The sequence below is a fragment of the Fuscovulum sp. genome (assembly GCA_035192965.1).
In the GTDB taxonomy this organism is placed as follows: Bacteria; Pseudomonadota; Alphaproteobacteria; order Rhodobacterales; family Rhodobacteraceae; genus Paragemmobacter.
Genome location: CP136571.1, coordinates 2,808,896 through 2,825,043, shown reverse-complemented (window position 1 = coordinate 2,825,043; position 16,148 = coordinate 2,808,896). Strand labels below are relative to the sequence as shown.

General features: G+C 66.9%; 15 protein-coding genes. 13 read left to right on the top strand and 2 right to left on the bottom strand.

Features of this window, described 5'->3' with window-relative positions; genetic code table 11:
• Positions 1-4 precede the first annotated feature (4 nt).
• On the bottom strand, positions 5-1,213 hold the full coding sequence (locus tag RSE12_13875) for an aromatic ring-hydroxylating dioxygenase subunit alpha (GenBank protein WRH61460.1): 1,209 nt from the start codon (positions 1,211-1,213) through the stop codon (positions 5-7).
• A 154-nt stretch (positions 1,214-1,367) separates the two neighbouring features.
• Here RSE12_13875 and RSE12_13870 point away from each other — a divergent pair, with 154 nt between their 5' ends.
• The 9 genes from RSE12_13870 (at position 1,368) to RSE12_13830 (ending at position 12,277) form a co-directional block, all read left to right on the top strand.
• The gene (locus RSE12_13870; protein ID WRH61459.1) at positions 1,368-2,024 is read left to right on the top strand and encodes a TetR family transcriptional regulator C-terminal domain-containing protein; all 657 of its coding nucleotides are present in this window, start codon (positions 1,368-1,370) and stop codon (positions 2,022-2,024) included.
• A gap of 162 nt (positions 2,025-2,186) precedes the next feature.
• Entirely contained in the window at positions 2,187-3,632 is a 1,446-nt protein-coding gene (locus RSE12_13865; GenBank protein ID WRH61458.1) for a cobyric acid synthase, read from the top strand.
• A 181-nt stretch (positions 3,633-3,813) separates the two neighbouring features.
• Positions 3,814-5,106, top strand: coding sequence for an amidohydrolase family protein (locus RSE12_13860; protein WRH61457.1), 1,293 nt, complete (start codon positions 3,814-3,816; stop codon positions 5,104-5,106).
• Between the two features lie 32 nt (positions 5,107-5,138).
• A complete protein-coding gene (locus tag RSE12_13855; GenBank protein WRH61456.1) occupies positions 5,139-6,122 on the top strand; it encodes a BMP family protein in 984 nt (327 codons plus the stop codon).
• A 2-nt stretch (positions 6,123-6,124) separates the two neighbouring features.
• Complete coding sequence (locus RSE12_13850) at positions 6,125-7,423, top strand: amidase (protein WRH61455.1); 1,299 nt, start codon at positions 6,125-6,127, stop codon at positions 7,421-7,423.
• Positions 7,420-8,937, top strand: coding sequence for an ABC transporter ATP-binding protein (locus tag RSE12_13845; protein ID WRH61454.1), 1,518 nt, complete (start codon positions 7,420-7,422; stop codon positions 8,935-8,937). The genes RSE12_13850 and RSE12_13845 overlap by 4 nt, the downstream gene beginning before the upstream one ends.
• On the top strand, positions 8,927-9,976 hold the full coding sequence (locus tag RSE12_13840; protein ID WRH61453.1) for an ABC transporter permease: 1,050 nt from the start codon (positions 8,927-8,929) through the stop codon (positions 9,974-9,976). Before RSE12_13845 ends, RSE12_13840 begins: the two co-directional genes overlap by 11 nt.
• Complete coding sequence (locus RSE12_13835; protein ID WRH61452.1) at positions 9,973-10,914, top strand: ABC transporter permease; 942 nt, start codon at positions 9,973-9,975, stop codon at positions 10,912-10,914. The genes RSE12_13840 and RSE12_13835 overlap by 4 nt, the downstream gene beginning before the upstream one ends.
• 121 nt (positions 10,915-11,035) lie before the next feature.
• Entirely contained in the window at positions 11,036-12,277 is a 1,242-nt protein-coding gene (locus RSE12_13830) for an NAD(P)/FAD-dependent oxidoreductase (protein WRH61451.1), read from the top strand.
• A gap of 5 nt (positions 12,278-12,282) precedes the next feature.
• Here the strand turns inward: RSE12_13830 and RSE12_13825 are convergent, their stop codons facing one another.
• Positions 12,283-12,720, bottom strand: a complete 438-nt coding sequence (locus RSE12_13825) for a hypothetical protein (protein WRH61450.1) — start codon at positions 12,718-12,720, stop codon at positions 12,283-12,285.
• Between the two features lie 128 nt (positions 12,721-12,848).
• On the opposite strand from RSE12_13825, the gene RSE12_13820 reads away from it, so the two are divergent.
• The 4 genes from RSE12_13820 to RSE12_13805 are packed head-to-tail and all read left to right on the top strand — an operon-like array spanning position 12,849 to position 16,082.
• Complete coding sequence (locus RSE12_13820) at positions 12,849-13,682, top strand: metallophosphoesterase family protein (GenBank protein ID WRH61449.1); 834 nt, start codon at positions 12,849-12,851, stop codon at positions 13,680-13,682.
• Positions 13,682-14,785 carry a ceramide glucosyltransferase gene (locus RSE12_13815; GenBank protein ID WRH61448.1) on the top strand — a complete coding sequence of 368 codons (1,104 nt, stop codon included), beginning with the start codon at positions 13,682-13,684 and terminating at the stop codon, positions 14,783-14,785. Before RSE12_13820 ends, RSE12_13815 begins: the two co-directional genes overlap by 1 nt.
• Complete coding sequence (locus tag RSE12_13810) at positions 14,782-15,375, top strand: VTT domain-containing protein (protein ID WRH61447.1); 594 nt, start codon at positions 14,782-14,784, stop codon at positions 15,373-15,375. The genes RSE12_13815 and RSE12_13810 overlap by 4 nt, the downstream gene beginning before the upstream one ends.
• Positions 15,372-16,082, top strand: coding sequence for a glycosyltransferase (locus tag RSE12_13805; GenBank protein ID WRH64829.1), 711 nt, complete (start codon positions 15,372-15,374; stop codon positions 16,080-16,082). The genes RSE12_13810 and RSE12_13805 overlap by 4 nt, the downstream gene beginning before the upstream one ends.
• Positions 16,083-16,148 lie beyond the last annotated feature (66 nt).

The following is a 16,148-nucleotide window of genomic DNA, read 5'->3' as shown; positions in this document are numbered from 1 at the left end:
GCGGTCAGGTTGATGCGCCAAGCATTTCCCGATTGATTGCGGCGATGCGGTCTTCTGGTGGGGCCTGATCCAGTTTCATCACCGGGATCAGTGCGCGCAGGTCATCGTGATGGCGGCGCAGGCCCCATTCGAGATCGGAAAGATGAAAGTTTTCGAAAGCCGACGAGCGCATGGATTCGTTCGACCAGATGGAAAGCTGCTGATCCTCGGCCGAGGTGTCGCGGTCGATGCGCATGGCGAGGTAGCGGGCGAGACGCTCTTGCCGGGTTTCATCGGGGTTGCGGTAGAGCCTGCCGGTGAGCCGGGTCCGGCCGGGGCCGATCGGGATTTCGTGATAGTATTGAACACCTTCCGGGGTGAAGGCAAAAACGATCTGCGGGAACAGGCCGTAATATGTCCAGGCGCCAGCCAGATGCGGGGGCAGGTGATCGCGTGACCGGGACAGGCGGTTGTAATGGCGCACCGACCAGAGCCTGCCGGGGGTATCGCCGTAGCGGCCGATGGAAATGTTCAGCCCATGCGGAAGAAAGACATCGCGATAGTCACGGCCATAGAGATCCTGCAATCCGGGATGGGCGAGCGGGACGTGGTAGCCTTCATTGTCGACATCCCGAACGGATTTCCAGTTCACCGGCAGTTCGGTTGACCAATAGGGGGTGGCGACGGGCAGCATGTCGGCGGTGCGATAGGCGGCGAAATCGGCCTCATAGGGGGCGAGGTAATCGGCGATATCGGGCTGTGGGCCGGGATTGAAGCGGATGAAGAGAAATCCATGGAAGGATTGCAGTTCAATGGGTTTCAGGCCGAACTTCGTGCGATCCATATCGCCAAAGCTGGTGGGTTGGGCCGCCCCGCGCAGGGTGCCGTCAAGGTTATAGACCCAGCCATGGAAGGGACAAACTATGGCGCCCCGGCATTGGCCGCGGTCGCCGTCTACGACACGCGCGCCACGGTGGCGGCACAGGTTGTGGAAGGCGCGGACCACGCCATCGGCGCCCCGCATCAGCACCGCGCGTTCACCGAGCATGTCGAAAGTGAGCCAATCGCCGGGGGCGGGCAGGTCGCATTCATGCCCGGCCACCTGCCAGTGCGTCAGGAAAACATGTGACTTTTCAAGCTCAAACAGGGCGGGGGAGTGATAGGTCCAGCCGGGCAGGCCGCGCCGATCCCAGGTGTTCGGGATGGGAAGCGAATGGAGCGGGTGGGTCGTCATGCGGAAGGCTCCGGGTCGGAGGGGCAGGCGTTCGGGAATGGTCGCAAGATTCTGATTGAACTGTCAATCAAAATGATTGATGAGGGCGAAAAGCCTTTGTTTTGTTGGCGTTCCGGGCAATATTGTAGGAGATTCTTGTGTGAAAGGAATGCCGATGGAGGCCGCAACTGAGACGACTCCTGCGCCGCGCCGCAAGTTGAGCCGTGAGGAACGTCGGCTGCAGTTGATCGAGGCGACGATATCGGTGATTGCGGAAAACGGCTTTGCGCGGACGACGCTGGGTGAGGTGGCCAGGCGGGCGGGGTTGTCGCATGGGTTGGCGAATTTCCATTTTGAATCAAAGGACAAGCTTCTGGCTGCGACGCTGGATCACCTGTCGGAGGAGTACCGCGCCAATTGGCAGGCGGCGTTGGCGGTGGCGGGGCCGCATCCGGCGGACCGGATCGCGGCCTTGATCGACGCCGATTTTGCGCCGGCCATTTGCACCGCGGATCGGCTGGCAGCGTGGTGTGCGTTCTGGGGTGAGGCGCAGAGCCGCCCGATGTATCAGGAAAGCTGTGGCTCTAACGATGAAGAATATCAAAGGCTTATGGAGGGTCTTTGCAGTGACCTTGTTGCGCTTGGCAGCTATTCGGGTGATGCGGTTCGGATTGCGCGGGTGCTGCGAGTGACGACAGAAGGGGTCTGGCTGGACCTGATGACGATGCAGAATCCCTATAGCCGTGAGGAGGCGCAGGCGACGGTCTGGGCAAGTGCGGCGGCGTTCTTTCCGCGCCATTTTGGGGCCGAGGGGCGGCTGGCGGGGGGCTGAAAAGCCTGTGCAGCGCGTGGTGCAGACGGCTGTGCAGACAGGCGTATGCACGCAGCGAACGGCGTCGGCAGAATCCGTTCACCTTTTGGCAAGGATCCCGTCCGGGCTTTCGGCCTGCGCCCCGGCCTGCGATGAAGGGGCATTGTTTGCGAGGAGCGGGACATGCGGGCGGTGATGGTGCAGGGCACGGGGTCAGATGTCGGCAAATCGCTGATCGTCGCTGGGCTGTGCCGGGCGGCGCGGCGGCGGGGGCTGAGCGTCGCGCCGTTCAAGCCGCAGAACATGTCAAACAATGCCGCCGTGACGGTGGACGGGGGCGAGATCGGGCGGGCGCAGGCGCTGCAGGCGCGAGCGGCGGGGATTGATCCGGTCACTGACATGAACCCGGTGCTGCTGAAACCCGAAAGCGAGACGGGCGCGCAGGTGATCTTGCAGGGCAAGCGGCTGACACGGGCAGAGGCCCGCGATTATGCGGGGTTGAAGCCGCGCCTGATGGCGGGGGTGATGGAGAGCTTTGCCCGGCTGAAGGCGGGGCATGATCTGGTGATCGTGGAAGGGGCGGGCAGCCCGGCCGAGGTGAACCTGCGGGCGGGCGACATTGCCAATATGGGCTTTGCCATGGCGGCGGATGTGCCGGTGCTGTTGGTGGGGGATATCGACCGGGGCGGCGTGATCGCGCAGATCGTGGGGACGCAGGCGGTGCTGGAGGCGGGGGATGCCGCCATGGTGGCGGGGTTCATCATCAACCGCTTTCGCGGGGATGTGACGTTGTTCGATGACGGCTATCGCTGGCTGGAGGCGCGCACTGGGTGGCGCGGCTTTGGCGTGGTGCCGTGGTTCCGGGACGCCTGGCGGTTGCCGGCCGAGGATGCGGTGGGTCTGGTGGGCGGGCCGCATCGCGGGGGGGCGAAGGTGGTGGTGCTGTGCCTGCCGGGGATTGCCAATTTCGATGACCTTGATCCGCTGAAGGTGGAGCCGGGGGTGGATCTGGTGATGTTGCGCGCGGGGCAGGTGATCCCCGGCGATGCGGCGGCGGTGATCCTGCCCGGATCGAAGGCGACGGCATCCGATCTGGCCTTTCTGCGGGGGCAGGGTTGGGACGTTGACCTGTTTGCGCATCGGCGGCGGGGTGGGCGGGTGCTGGGCTTGTGCGGGGGGTATCAGATGCTGGGGCAGGTGCTGGCCGATCCGGATGGGATCGAAGGGGCGGCGGGAGCGGTGCCGGGGTTGGGCCTGCTGGATGTGGAGACGGTGCTGGGGCGCGAAAAGCGGCTGGCGCTCGTGGACGGTGTGCATGTGGGCAGCGGCGCGGCGGTGGCGGGGTATGAGATTCATCTGGGCGTGACAACTGGGCCGGATTGCGCGCGGCCCTTCGCGCGGATCGGTGGGCGGGATGAGGGGGCAGTGTCTGCCGACGGGCGGGTGGCGGGCAGCTATCTGCACGGTCTGTTCGCGGCGGATGGGTTCCGGCGGGATTGGCTGGCGGCGCTTGGGGTGACCGGGGCGGATACGGGTTATGAGGCCGGGGTAGAGGCCACGCTGGACGCACTGGCCGATCATCTGGAGGCGCATCTGGATGTGGCGGGCATTCTGGCACTGGCGCGATAGGGCGGGGATTCGCCGGGGGGCCATTCGTGCCTGCCTTTCGCGAGGGCAGCGCAGGCCGGGAAGCGCCCATTATTCCGGCAGAAGAAATTTTTTGACCGAAGGGTAAATCCTGTTAACCCTGAGGCAAGCGACAAATGCCTTGGGGGCCCTATGGTCCGGAGGGCAAGCCAACGGGGGTGACATGCTGGATCTGCTGGTCAGGGCGGGGCGTCTTGCCGATGGGAAAACAGCTGTCGACATCGCGGTAAAGGATGGGCGGATCGTCGAGATCGCGCCGCGCATTGCGGCCGAAGCGGGCCGGGTGATCGAGGCGGGCGGGCGGCTGGTGGCGCCGCCTTTTGCCGACCCGCATTTTCACATGGATGCGACGCTGAGCCTTGGCCTGCCCCGGCTGAACCGGTCTGGCACGCTGCTGGAAGGGATCGCGCTGTGGGGCGAGTTAAAGCCCTTGTTGACGGTCGAGGCGGTGAAGGAACGGGCGCTGCGATACTGCGATCTGGCAGTGTCGCAGGGGTTGTTGTCGATCCGGACGCATGTGGATGTGTGCGATGACCGGCTGACGGCTGTGGAGGCTTTGCTGGAGGTGAAGCGCGAGGTCGCGGGCTATATCGACCTGCAACTGGTGGCTTTCCCGCAGGACGGGCTGTTTCGCGACCCGACGGCAGAGGCGAACCTGATCCGAGCGCTGGATATGGGCGTGGATGTGGTGGGCGGCATCCCGCATTTCGAGCGCACGATGCAGGCGGGGGCAGATTCGGTGCGGCGGCTGTGTGAGATCGCGGTGGAGCGCGGGTTGCCCGTCGATCTGCATTGCGACGAAAGCGACGATCCGATGAGCCGGCACATCGAGACGCTGGCGGCGGAAACCGTGCGGTTGGGATTGCAGGGGCGAGTGGTGGGGTCACACTGCACGTCGATGCATTCGATGGACAATTACTATGCGTCGAAACTGATCCCGCTGATTGCGGAGGCGGGGCTGCATATCGTGCCCAATCCGCTGATCAACATCACATTGCAGGGGCGGTCGGACACCTATCCCCGGCGGCGGGGGATGACGCGGGTGCCGGAGTTGCGGGCGGCGGGGGTGAACGTGGCCTTCGGGCAGGATTGCACGATGGATCCTTGGTATCCGCTGGGATCGGCCGACATGCTGGAAGTGGCGCATATGGGGGTGCATGCCATCCCCATGACATCGCGCGAGGCGATGGGGTGGAGTTTCACATCCGTGACCGTGAACGGGCATCTGGCGATGGGATTGCCGGACCCGACGCTGCGTGTGGGCGGGCCTGCGACGATGGTGGTGTTGCAGGCGCGCGACCCGATCGAGGCAGTGCGGATGAAGGCCACGCGGATCGCAGTGATCCGGGCGGGCCGGGTGATTGCGGAAACCGCGCCACGGCTGGCGCGGCTGGATTTGCCGGGGCGCCCGGCGGGGATCGATCCCGCCGATTACGCGCCGATTGCGGAAGACTGAAACCAACAACAACATCAACGGGGAGTTACGCCATGACCTTTTCGACCACACGCCGGACGCTGCTGATGGGGGCTGCCGCCACGCTGGCGCTGCCCGCATACATTCGCCGGGTGAATGCCCAGACCGTGATCAAGGTGGCGGGGGTACATGCCTCGCCCGTGGAGAATGCCTGGAATTCGCGCATCCATGCCGCGATGCAGGCGGCGGCGGCGGATGGGTTGATCGAGTATGAGTTTTCCGAAGGCGTGGCCGCGACCGACTATCCCCGCGCGATGCGGGAATATGCGGAAGGTGGCGCAAAGCTGATCTGGGGCGAAAGCTATGCCGTGGAGGCGGAGGCCCGCGCCGTGGCGGCGGATTACCCCGAGACGGCCTTCCTGATGGGATCGTCGGGCGCGGCGGAGGGCGACAATTTCGGCGTGTTCGGCACGCGCAACCATGAGGCGGCCTATCTGGCGGGGATGCTGGCAGGGAAGATGTCGACGACGGGGACCTTCGGGTCTGTTGGCGGCTATCCGATCCCGGAGGTGAACTTGCTGATCAACGCCTTCCGCATGGGGGTGAAGGAAGTGAACCCGGAGGCGAAGTTCCTGAACGGGTTCATCGGCGCGTGGTTCGATCCGGCCAAGGCCAAGGAGGCCGCGGTAGCGCAGATCGACGGCGGGGCGGATATCCTGTTCGGCGAGCGGATCGGCACGGCCGATGGCGCGCAGGAGCGCGGGGTGAAGGCGATCGGGTCGCTGATCGACTATACGCCGCGCTATCCGGGGACGGTGTTTGCCAATGCCATCTGGAACTATCGCCCGACGATTGAGGCCATCGTGGCCGATGTGGTGGCGGGCAAGCCGGTGGGCCGGGATTACACCGAGTATTCCTTCATGAAATACGGCGGCAACGAGCTGATCTTCGTGGCCGAGGAAGTGCCTGCGGATGCGATCCCGGCGATGGAAGAGAAGAAGGCCGCCATTGCGGCGGGAACCTTCGAGGTGCCAATCGACGCGAACGAACCTGCCTGATCTTGCAAGACGCCACGTCTCTTGCGGCGGCGATAGCCTCGGGTGCGGTTTCCGCGCCCGAGGTTTTTGCGGCTGCGGTGGCGGCGGCGGATCGGTTCGGGGCGGTGGTGCGGCTGGAGCCTGACGCGGGGCGTGGCTTCGTGCCGGGGCCGTTTGGCGGCGTGCCGTTTCTGGGCAAGGATCTGGGGTCAGGCGCGGCGGGGTTGTCGCCTGTGGCGGGATCGGCGGCGTTGGCAAGGCGGCGGGTGGATCAGGCGACAGACAGCGATCTGTTTGCGCGGTTTCGGGCGGCGGGGTTGGTGCCGTTCGGGTTGACCACGGTGCCGGAATTCGGGCTGGCGCTGACGTCGGACCCTGCGGTGAACCCTTGGGATGCGCGGCTTTCGCCCGGCGGATCATCGGGCGGGGCGGCGGCGGCGGTGGCGGGGGGGATCGTCGCGATTGCCCATGCGACCGATGCGGCAGGGTCGATCCGGATGCCTGCGGCCTGTTGCGGGCTGGTGGGGTTGAAGCCATCGCGCGGCGCGGTGCCGATGGGGCCGGATCAGGGCAACTGGCTGATGGGATTGGCGAGCGAGCTGGTTCTGGCGCGGTCGGTTCGGGATGTGGCGGCGGCCTTTGACGCGGCGGCAGAGCCTTGGGCCGGGGATCGGGGATTCTTGGCGGGGCGGGTGGCGGTGATGGTCCCCGTGGGGTGCGATCCGGGGCAGGCTGAGGCAGCGCGGGCGGTGGCGCAGTTGGCGGAAGATCTGGGTCTGGGCGTGGAAGAGCGGGCCTTTCCGGCGGCGCTGTCGGCGCGGGCGGACAGGGTGGCGCGGACAGTGCTGACGGCATCGCTGGCGGAATGGATGGGTTATCTGGGGGTTCCGGGGGAAGAATTGACGCCCATCGCGGCGGCGGTGCTGGAGGAAGGCCGCGGGATGGGGGCGGCGGAGTTGTTTGCTGCGAGCCGCGAGATGGCGGTGCTGACGGCGGAATGGGAGACTTGGATGGCGGGGGTGGATGCGGTGATTTCGCCCGTGCTGGCGCGGGGCGTGCCGAAGGTGGGGGCCTTTGACATGCAGGCGCGCGATGTTGCGGCGCATTTCGCGCAGATGGGGGCGGTGGCCCCCGGTGCGGCGATGGCGAATGCGTCGGGCTTTCCGGCGCTGGTGATCCCCTATGCCGGGGGCGGCATTCCGGTGGGGGTGCAGATTGCGGGCCGCGTCGGGTGTGACCGGGCGCTGCTGGCGCTGGGCGCGCGGCTGGCGGCGGTGGCCCCGGTGGTGGCCTATCCTTATGCGATTGCGGGGCATCCATGAGCGCAGGACCGGTGCTGGAACTGGACGGGATCACCAAGCGGTTCGGCGCGCTGGTGGCGAATGACGATGTGACGCTGTCGCTGCGGAAGGGCGAGGTGCTGGCGCTGCTGGGGGAAAACGGCGCGGGCAAGACAACGCTGATGAACATCCTGTTCGGCCATTATGCGGCGGATGCGGGCGAGGTGCGGGTGGAGGGCAGGCCCCTGCCGCCCGGCAAGCCGCGCGCGGCCATCGCGGCGGGTGTGGGGATGGTGCATCAGCATTTCACGCTGGCGGGGAACCTGACCGTTCTGGAGAATATCGTTATCGGGTCTGAACCCCTGTGGAAGCCGGGATCGGACCGTGACGGGGCGGTGCGCAAGCTGATGGCGCTGTTCGCGACATTTGGCTTGCCGGTGGACCCGCAGGCGCGGGTGGGCGACCTGTCGGTGGGTGAGCGTCAGCGGGTGGAGATCCTGAAGGCGCTGTACCGCGATGCGCGCATCCTGATCCTAGATGAGCCGACGGCGGTGCTGGCGCGGCCCGAGGCGGAGCAGCTGTTCACTATCCTGCGCGGCATGGCGCAGGGCGGGCTGTCGATCATCTTCATTAGCCACAAGCTGCACGAGGTGATGGGGGCATCGGACCGGGTCGTCGTGCTGCGCGGTGGCAAGGTCGTGGCCGAACGCGCGACAGCCGAGACGACGCAGGCGGAACTGGCCGAACTTATGGTGGGGCGTGCCGTGGCGCGGCCCAAGCGGGCGGCGCATGAGGTGGGCGCGCCGGTGGTGGTGGCAGAGGGGCTGTCGGTTTCCACAGGCGGTGGTATGGCGCTGGACCGGGTGCGGTTCGAGGTGCGGTCGGGCGAAATTCTGGGCATCGTGGGCGTGTCAGGCAACGGGCAGGCCATGCTGGGGCGGGTGCTTTCTGGGCTGGCGCGGCCGGATGCAGGGACGATCCGTTTTGACGGGCGCGACATTTCGCGGATCACCCCGCGCGAGGCGGTGGCGCTGGGCATCGGGCGGGTGCCGGAGGATCGCCATGCCGAGGGTGTGGTGGGCGATCTGACCGTATGGGAAAACGCGGTGCTGGAGCGGCTGCGGGATTTTGCGCGATGGGGTTTTGTGCGGCGGCGGGCGGCCGAGGCGCATGCGGCAGGACTGATTGCGCGGTTCGATATCCGGGGCGCGGGGCCTGCGACGCGGACGCGGCTTCTGTCGGGCGGGAATATGCAGAAGCTGATCCTAGGGCGCAATCTGGCGGCGGGGCCGCGGTTTTTGTTGGCGAACCAGCCGACGCGGGGGCTGGATGAGGGGGCGATTGCGGCGGTGCATCAGGAACTGCTTCTGGCGCGGGCCGAGGGGGCGGCGATCCTGCTGATATCGGAAGATCTGGATGAGGCGGTGGGCCTGTCGGACCGCTTGCAGGCCATTTCCAAGGGGCGGCTGTCTGATCCGATTGCCGCCGAAGAGGTGGATGCGCGGCGGTTGGGGTTGATGATGGCCGGGGTCTGGGAGACGCGCGATGCGGTTTGAACGGCGCGAGGAGGTGTCGCTGCCTGCGCTGATCCTGGCGCCGCTGGGGGCGGTGCTGGCGGCGCTGGTGCTGTGCGCGGGGCTGATCGCGATGGCGGGGGTGAGCCCTTGGGTGGCCTATGGTGAGATGTTGACGGGGGCGTTCGGGTCGCGGCTGGCCGTGACGGAGACGTTCACCCGCGCCTCGCCCCTGATCCTGACGGGGTTGGCGGCGGCGGTCGCGTTCCGGGCGCGGCTGTGGAACATCGGGGGAGAAGGGCAGTTCTACATGGGTGCCCTGGCGGCGGCGGCGCTGGGGCATTCGGCGCTGGTGGGCTGGCCCTTGCCTTTGGCCTGGGTGGCGCTGGCCGTGGCGGGGATGGCGGCGGGGGCGGTGCTGTTGCTGGTGCCTGCCGTGCTGCGACTGCGGTTTGGGGTGGATGAGGTGGTGACGACCCTGCTGCTGAATTTCATCGTTCTGTTGTTCGTGGGGCTGATGGTGGAGGGGGTGCTGAAGGACCCGATGGCCTTTGGCTGGCCGCAATCGGTGCCGGTGGCGGCGGGGCTGCGGTTGCCCGATCTGGTGCCACGGTCGCGGCTGCATGTGGGGATCGTGCTGGCGGTGGTGGTGGTGCTGGTGGTCTGGCTGGTGCAGGCGCGGACGGTGTTCGGGGCGGAAACGCGGGCGGCGGGGTTGAACCCGCGTGCGGCGGCATTCGCGGGGGTGCCGATCACGGCGACGCTGGTGAAGGTGGCGCTGTTGTCGGGCGGGCTGGCGGGGCTGGCAGGCGCGATCGAGGTGCTGGGGCCGGTGGGATATGTGACCACCACCCTGTCGCCGGGTTTCGGCTATGCCGGGATCGTGGTGGCGATGCTGGCGGCGCTGCATCCGCTGGGCGTGGTGGCGGCATCCGTCTTTGTGGCGACGGTGTTTGTCGGCGCGGATGCGATGAGCCGGGCGACGGGCGTGCCCTCTTTCATCGCGGATGTGATCATGGCGGTGGCGCTTTTGGCGATGCTGGTGGCGCTGCTCTTCACAACCTATCGGGTGCGGCGATGATGGAGGCCTTTGACATTCTGGCCACGGCGAGCCTGTGGTCGGCGGTGCTGCGGATCGCCACGCCGCTGATCTTTGGCGTGCTGGGGGCGCTGATCTGCGAGCGGGCGGGTGTGCTGAATTTGGGGATCGAGGGGATCATGACCATGGGGGCCATGGTCGGCTGGCTGACGGTGTATTGGGGCGGTGATCTTTGGACTGGGCTCGCTATGGCGGTATTGGCGGGGATGGTGATGGGCTGGCTCCATGCGATGCTGACGGTGCCGCTGGGATTGTCGCAGCATGTGTCAGGATTGGGGATCACGCTGTTTGCATCGGCGCTGTCCTATTATCTGTACCGCTTGTGGGTGGAGGTGGGTGATCTGCCGCCTACAATTGAACCGTTCCAGCCCTGGCCGGTGCCGATCCTTTCCGACATTCCCTTTGTGGGAGAGGTGCTGTTCACCCAGACGCCGCCCACCTATGTGGCGCTGATCCTTGTGGCGTTGATCGCCTGGATGCTGGCGCGCACGCCGTTGGGTTTGGCGCTGCGGATGACGGGGGAGAACCCGCATGCGGTTGAGGCGCAGGGATTGAACCCGGTGCGCATCCGCATCTGGGCGGTGATGGTGGGGTCGGGGATCATGGCGCTGGGCGGCGCGTTCCTGACGACGGCGGCCTTTAACAGCTTTTTCCCCGGCATGGTGCAAGGGCGGGGGTGGATCTGCATTGCGCTGGTGGTCTTTGCGTCTTGGCGGCCGGGCAAGGCCTTGATCGGGGCGCTGCTCTTTGCGCTGTTCGACGCGTTTCAGTTGCGGTTGCAGACGGTGGTGGAGGGGGTGCCGTATCAGCTGTTCCTGATGGCGCCCTATGTGCTGTCGATCGTGGCGCTGATCCTTGTGGCGCGGCGGGCGCGGGTGCCGGAGGCATTGATGCAGCCCTATCGGCGCGGTGAACGGTAGCGGAGGCGTTGCTTAGGCGTGGCCTAATCAGGGCCGAGCGAAATGCGTGTTTCTTGCCTGCGCCGCGTCGCCTATTCCAGGTGGGGGGCTGCGATGGGCCTGCCGGGCGAAAGGATGCGCGATGTCAGTTGAGACGGTCGAGACGCTGGTGATCGGGGGCGGGCAGGCGGGGCTTGCCATGAGCGCGCATCTGGGGCGGCGGGGCATGGACCATCTGGTGTTGGAGCGGCACCGCATCGCGGAACGCTGGCGCACGGAACGGTGGGATTCGCTGGTGGCCAATGGCCCGGCTTGGCATGACCGGTTTCCCGACCTGACCTTTGACGATATCGACGGCGACAGTTTCGCGACGAAAGACCGGATCGTGCGGTATTTCGAGACCTATGCCGCGCAGAACGGATCGCCCATCCGTTGCGGCGTAGAGGTGCGGTCGCTGGAGCGGATGGCGGATGGCATGTTCCGCGCCGAGGCGGCGGATGGGAGCGTGACAGTGGCGCGCAATGTGGTGTCGGCCACGGGGCCGTTTCAGAAGCCGGTCTTTCCGGCGATGATCCCGGAAAGCGCGGGGCTGATGCAGGTTCATTCCAGCGGGTATCGCAACCCCGGGCAGTTGCCCGAGGGCGCGGTGCTGGTGATTGGGGCAGGGTCGTCGGGGGCGCAGATCGCGGATGAACTGCTGCGGGCGGGGCGCAAGGTGTTTTTGTCGGTCGGGCCGCATGACCGGCCGCCGCGCGCCTATCGCGGGCGGGATTTCGTCTGGTGGCTGGGCGCGCTGGGCAAGTGGGATGCGCGGGCGGCGACGCCGGGGACGGAACATGTGACCATCGCGGTCAGCGGGGCCGGGGGCGGGAAGACGGTGGATTTCCGGCAACTGGCCGCGCGCGGGATGATGCTGGTGGGGCGGACCGAGGGGTATGAGGATGGGGTGCTGCGCTTTGCCCCCGATCTGGCGGCGAATATCGCCCGGGGGGATGCCAATTACCTGTCGGTGCTGGATGAGGCGGATGCCCATGCCGCGCGCGCGGGGTTGGATCTGCCCGAGGAACCCGAGGCGCGGCGCATTGGCCCCGATCCGGCCTGCGTGAGCGATCCGGTTCTGTCACTGAACCTTGCGGCGGCGGGGGTGACGTCGGTGATCTGGGCGACCGGCTATGTGCTGGATTTCGGCTGGATGAAGATTGACGTGTTCGATGAAAAGGGCCGCCCGCGGCATGACAAGGGCGTGTCCGTGGTGCCGGGGCTGTATTTCATCGGCCTGCCCTGGCTGTCACGCCGGGCGTCGCCCTTTATCTGGGGGGTTTGGCATGATGCCGATTATCTGGCCGGGCAGATCGCGGCGCGGAGCCACGCGCTGCCCGCTTGAGCCGATCAGTGCGCGGCGAGAACGTGCGGCGAGTGGCCGGAGCGGGCGTGCTGGGCGATCAGCGACGGCCCGATGATGCGCCACATCGCGCCAAGGGTGAAAACGGCAGCGGCAAGGGTGCCGACAAGCGCGGCAAGGACCAGATCGCCGGTGTCCGTGACGCCGCCGAAGAAGAAAGCGATGCCGACAATCAGAAGCGGCAGATGCAGGCCGGCAAAGGCGATGCCGAGCAGGCGACCAAGGGTATCGCAGTCCTGGGCTTGATTTTGGTTCATCGCGTCCTCCTCCTGTTGCGGGTTACTGGACAGAACGACGTAGCCTAGGCTGGATTTATCCATACCTACGGATGGTCGGGGCTGCCAAAGGGGTGGCGTCTGTAAACTTTGGCCGCGCGATCCGGCGGCGCGGCGGGTGTTGTGATGCGCCATGAGGGGGTTGAGCATCAAGGGGCTGTGGTCGGCGTGGCGAAAGACGCAAGCCGCAGGGTGAATTTACCAGATTGACACCTTCCCGTTGCGGGGCCGTCACCGCAAAGCGGCAGGATGCGCACAAGCGGCGCAGGAGGCGAAGCATGACGGTCGAGGCAGAACGGGTGGTTCCGGAGGTGCATCGGACGATGTTCCTGTCGGACCTGCATCTGGGGGCGCATGGCTGCCGGGCGGATGCGATCCTGGCATTTCTGGCGCAGAACGATGCCGAGACGATCTTTCTGGTGGGCGACATCTTTGACATCTGGGATCCGCTGATCCTGCATTGGGGCGCGCGACAGGACCGGATCGTGGAAATCCTGCGGGCGCGGGCGGCGGCGGGGCGGCGGCTTGTCTATCTGGTGGGCAACCATGACCGGGCGCTGGCCGGTCTGCGCGCCGAGGAATGGCCTGCACGGGCGCGGCTGGGCATCACGGTGCAGCGGCAGGTGGAGCATCGGGCCGCCGACGGGATGCGCTATCTGGTGCTGCATGGCGATGTTTGCGATGCGCGCTTGCTGCGGTTTCACATCTGCACGCGGCTGGGCAGCCGGGTGGACGGGGTGTTGCGGCTGATCGACAGCGGTCTGCGCGCGCTGCGCCTGCGTTTTGGGCGCGAGGCGCGGGGGCCGATCGAGATGCTGCTGCGGGGGTTGAACACGGTGCTTTACCGCAGCCACAGCCATGAGCAGCGGTTGGTTGCGCTGGCCGAGGGGGCGGGATGCGACGGGATCATCTGCGGGCATTTCCATTTGGCCGCGCTGCATGACGATCACCGCCGGCGCTATGCCAATTGTGGGGACTGGACCGACAATTGCACCGCCATCGTGGAAAACTGGGATGGGCGGTTGCGGCTGCTGGCCTGGGATGCGCTGGGCGCGGTGCCGGAGGGGGGAGTTGCGCCTGTTCTGGCCTCTGCCGGGGCGGAGGTGGCGTGATGGAGATGGCGCTGATCCTGTTCGTGGCGGGGATGGTGGTGCTGCATCTGCTGTCTTGCGCGGTGGTGGGCTGGCGATTGCACCGTGAACCGCCCGCGCGTCCCGAGGCGGCACCTTTCATCACGCTCTTGCGCCCGGTTTGCGGGCTGGACCCGCTGGATGCGGAAACGCTGGGATCGAGCTTTGCGCTGGAGTACCCGGCCTTTGAGGTGCTGTTCTGCGTGGCGGATGGGGATGATCCGGTGGTGCCGTTGGTGCGGCGGCTGATCGCGGCGCATCCGGGGGTGACGGCGCGGCTGCTGATCGGTGAGGATCGGGTGAGCGCCAATCCCAAGCTGAACAATCTGGAAAAGGGTTGGCAGGCGGCGCAGGGCGGGCTGGTGGTCATGGCCGACAGCAACCTGCTGCTGCCGCCGGATTATCTGTGGCAGGTGCTGGCGGCGCAGGGGGCAGAGGTCGGGTTGGTGTCATCGCCGCCTGTGGGTATTCGGCCCGACGGGGCCTGGGCGGAACTGGAATGCGCCTTTCTGAACAGCAATCAGGCGCGGGTGCAGTTGCTGGCCGATACGTTGGGGTTCGGCTTTGCGCAGGGCAAAACGCTGATGTGGGAGCGCGCCTTTCTGGATGCGCGGGGCGGTCTGGCCGCGCTGGGGCAGCGGTTGGCCGAGGATGTGGCGGCGACAAAGCTGGTGCGTGGGGCGGGCAAGCGGGTGGCGCTGACGCAGCGGCCCTTTGCGCAGCCCATCGGGCGGCGGTCGCTGCGGCAGGTCTGGTCGCGGCAGGTGCGCTGGGCCAAGGTGCGGCGCGAGGGGTTTGCGTGGCTGTTCGCGGGCGAGGTGCTGAACGGGTTCGCGCCTGTTCTGCTGGTGGCGGGCATGGCCGGGGGGCCGGGCTTCGCGGCGGCGGTGGCGCTGGTCTGGTACGGGGCCGAGGCGGGGCTGGCGCTGGCCTGTGGCTGGGCAAGGCCGGGGCGGGCGCTGCTGATGCTGGTGCTGCGCGATGCGATGTTGCCTGCGGTCTGGGCTGCGGGCTGGGCCAATACCCGCATTGAATGGCGCGGCAATGCGATGGCGCCGGGCGCCCTGCACAAGTTGCCCGGATGACGGCGATGGACGGCGAGGCGATCATATCGTTGTTGCAGGAACAGGGATTGGCGATCCTGTTCGTGCTGGCGCTGATTGAAGGGCCGATTGTCACGGTCATTGCCGGGGCTTTGGCGGGAAGAGGTGTGTTTGATCCGCTGGCCGTGCTGGCCGTGGCGCTGGCGGGCGACGTTCTGGGTGATGCGCTGCTTTATGGCGTGGGAAGATTCTGCCCCGGGCTGGCGCGGCGGCTGTTCGGGCGACGCCTGCCGATGGAGGCGGTCGGATTGCGGGATCTGTTTGCGCGGCGCGGCGGGTGGCTGCTGGTCATCGGCAAGCTGACGCATGTGGCCGGTTTTGCCGTGATCCTGACGGCGGGTTTTGCACAGATGCGGCCGGGGGCTTTCCTTGCCTTCACGCTGGTGGCGGCAGTGCCCAAGGTGATGGCTCTGGCCGGGGCCGGGTGGGTGTTCGGCCTGTCGCTGGGGGCGGGCGATCTGGGGATCGGCAATCTGGCGATCGGCGATCTGGCGGCGATGCTGGCCTGTGCGGGGCTTTTGGGTGCTGCGGCGGTGGCGGGGCGGCGGTTCTGGAGGCGGACATGCGTGTGAGCGTGAGTTGCATCATCCCGGCCTGGAATGAGGCAGAGCGGTTGCCCTTGGTGCTGCGGGCGGTGGTGGGCCATCCGGCGGTGGATGAGGTGATCGTGGTGGATGACGGATCGCAGGATGGCAGTGCCGATGTGGCGCAGGCCATGGGGGCAAGCGTGCTGCGTCAGCGCCGGAATGGCGGTAAATCTGCGGCAGTGGCGGCAGGTGTGGCGCAGGCGCAAGGCGATCTGATCCTGCTGCTGGATGCCGATCTGGTGGGGCTGACGGCGATGCAGGTGATGGAATTGCTTGCCCCGGTGCGATCAGGAAGGGCGGACGTGGCGATCAGCCTGCGCCAGAATGCGCCCTGGGTCTGGCGGCGGATCGGGCTGGATTACATTTCCGGCGAGCGGGTCATGCGGCGCGAGATGCTGTTGCCATGGCTGAACCGGATGGCCGGGCTGAAGGGGTTCGGGCTGGAGGTGTTCCTGAACCGGCTGTGGATCGCGGATCGGGCGCGGGTGGCGGTGGTGGGGCTGGCGGCGATCAGCCCGTCAAAGGCGGCGAAGCAGGGGCTGCTTCGGGGCATCGCGGGCGATGTGGGCATGATGCGCGACATCTTTGGCACAATCGGCGCGGTGGCGGCGCTGCGACAGATCATGGCGCTGCGCCGGTTGCGGCAGACGGAAGATCGGGCCTATCGCGCGGCCCGTGTGAGCGGGGATTGAGTGACCGGGGCCTACTGACCAGGGCCGACTTACTGGCGGCGAAAAGATTGGGGGCGCAGGAGTGAT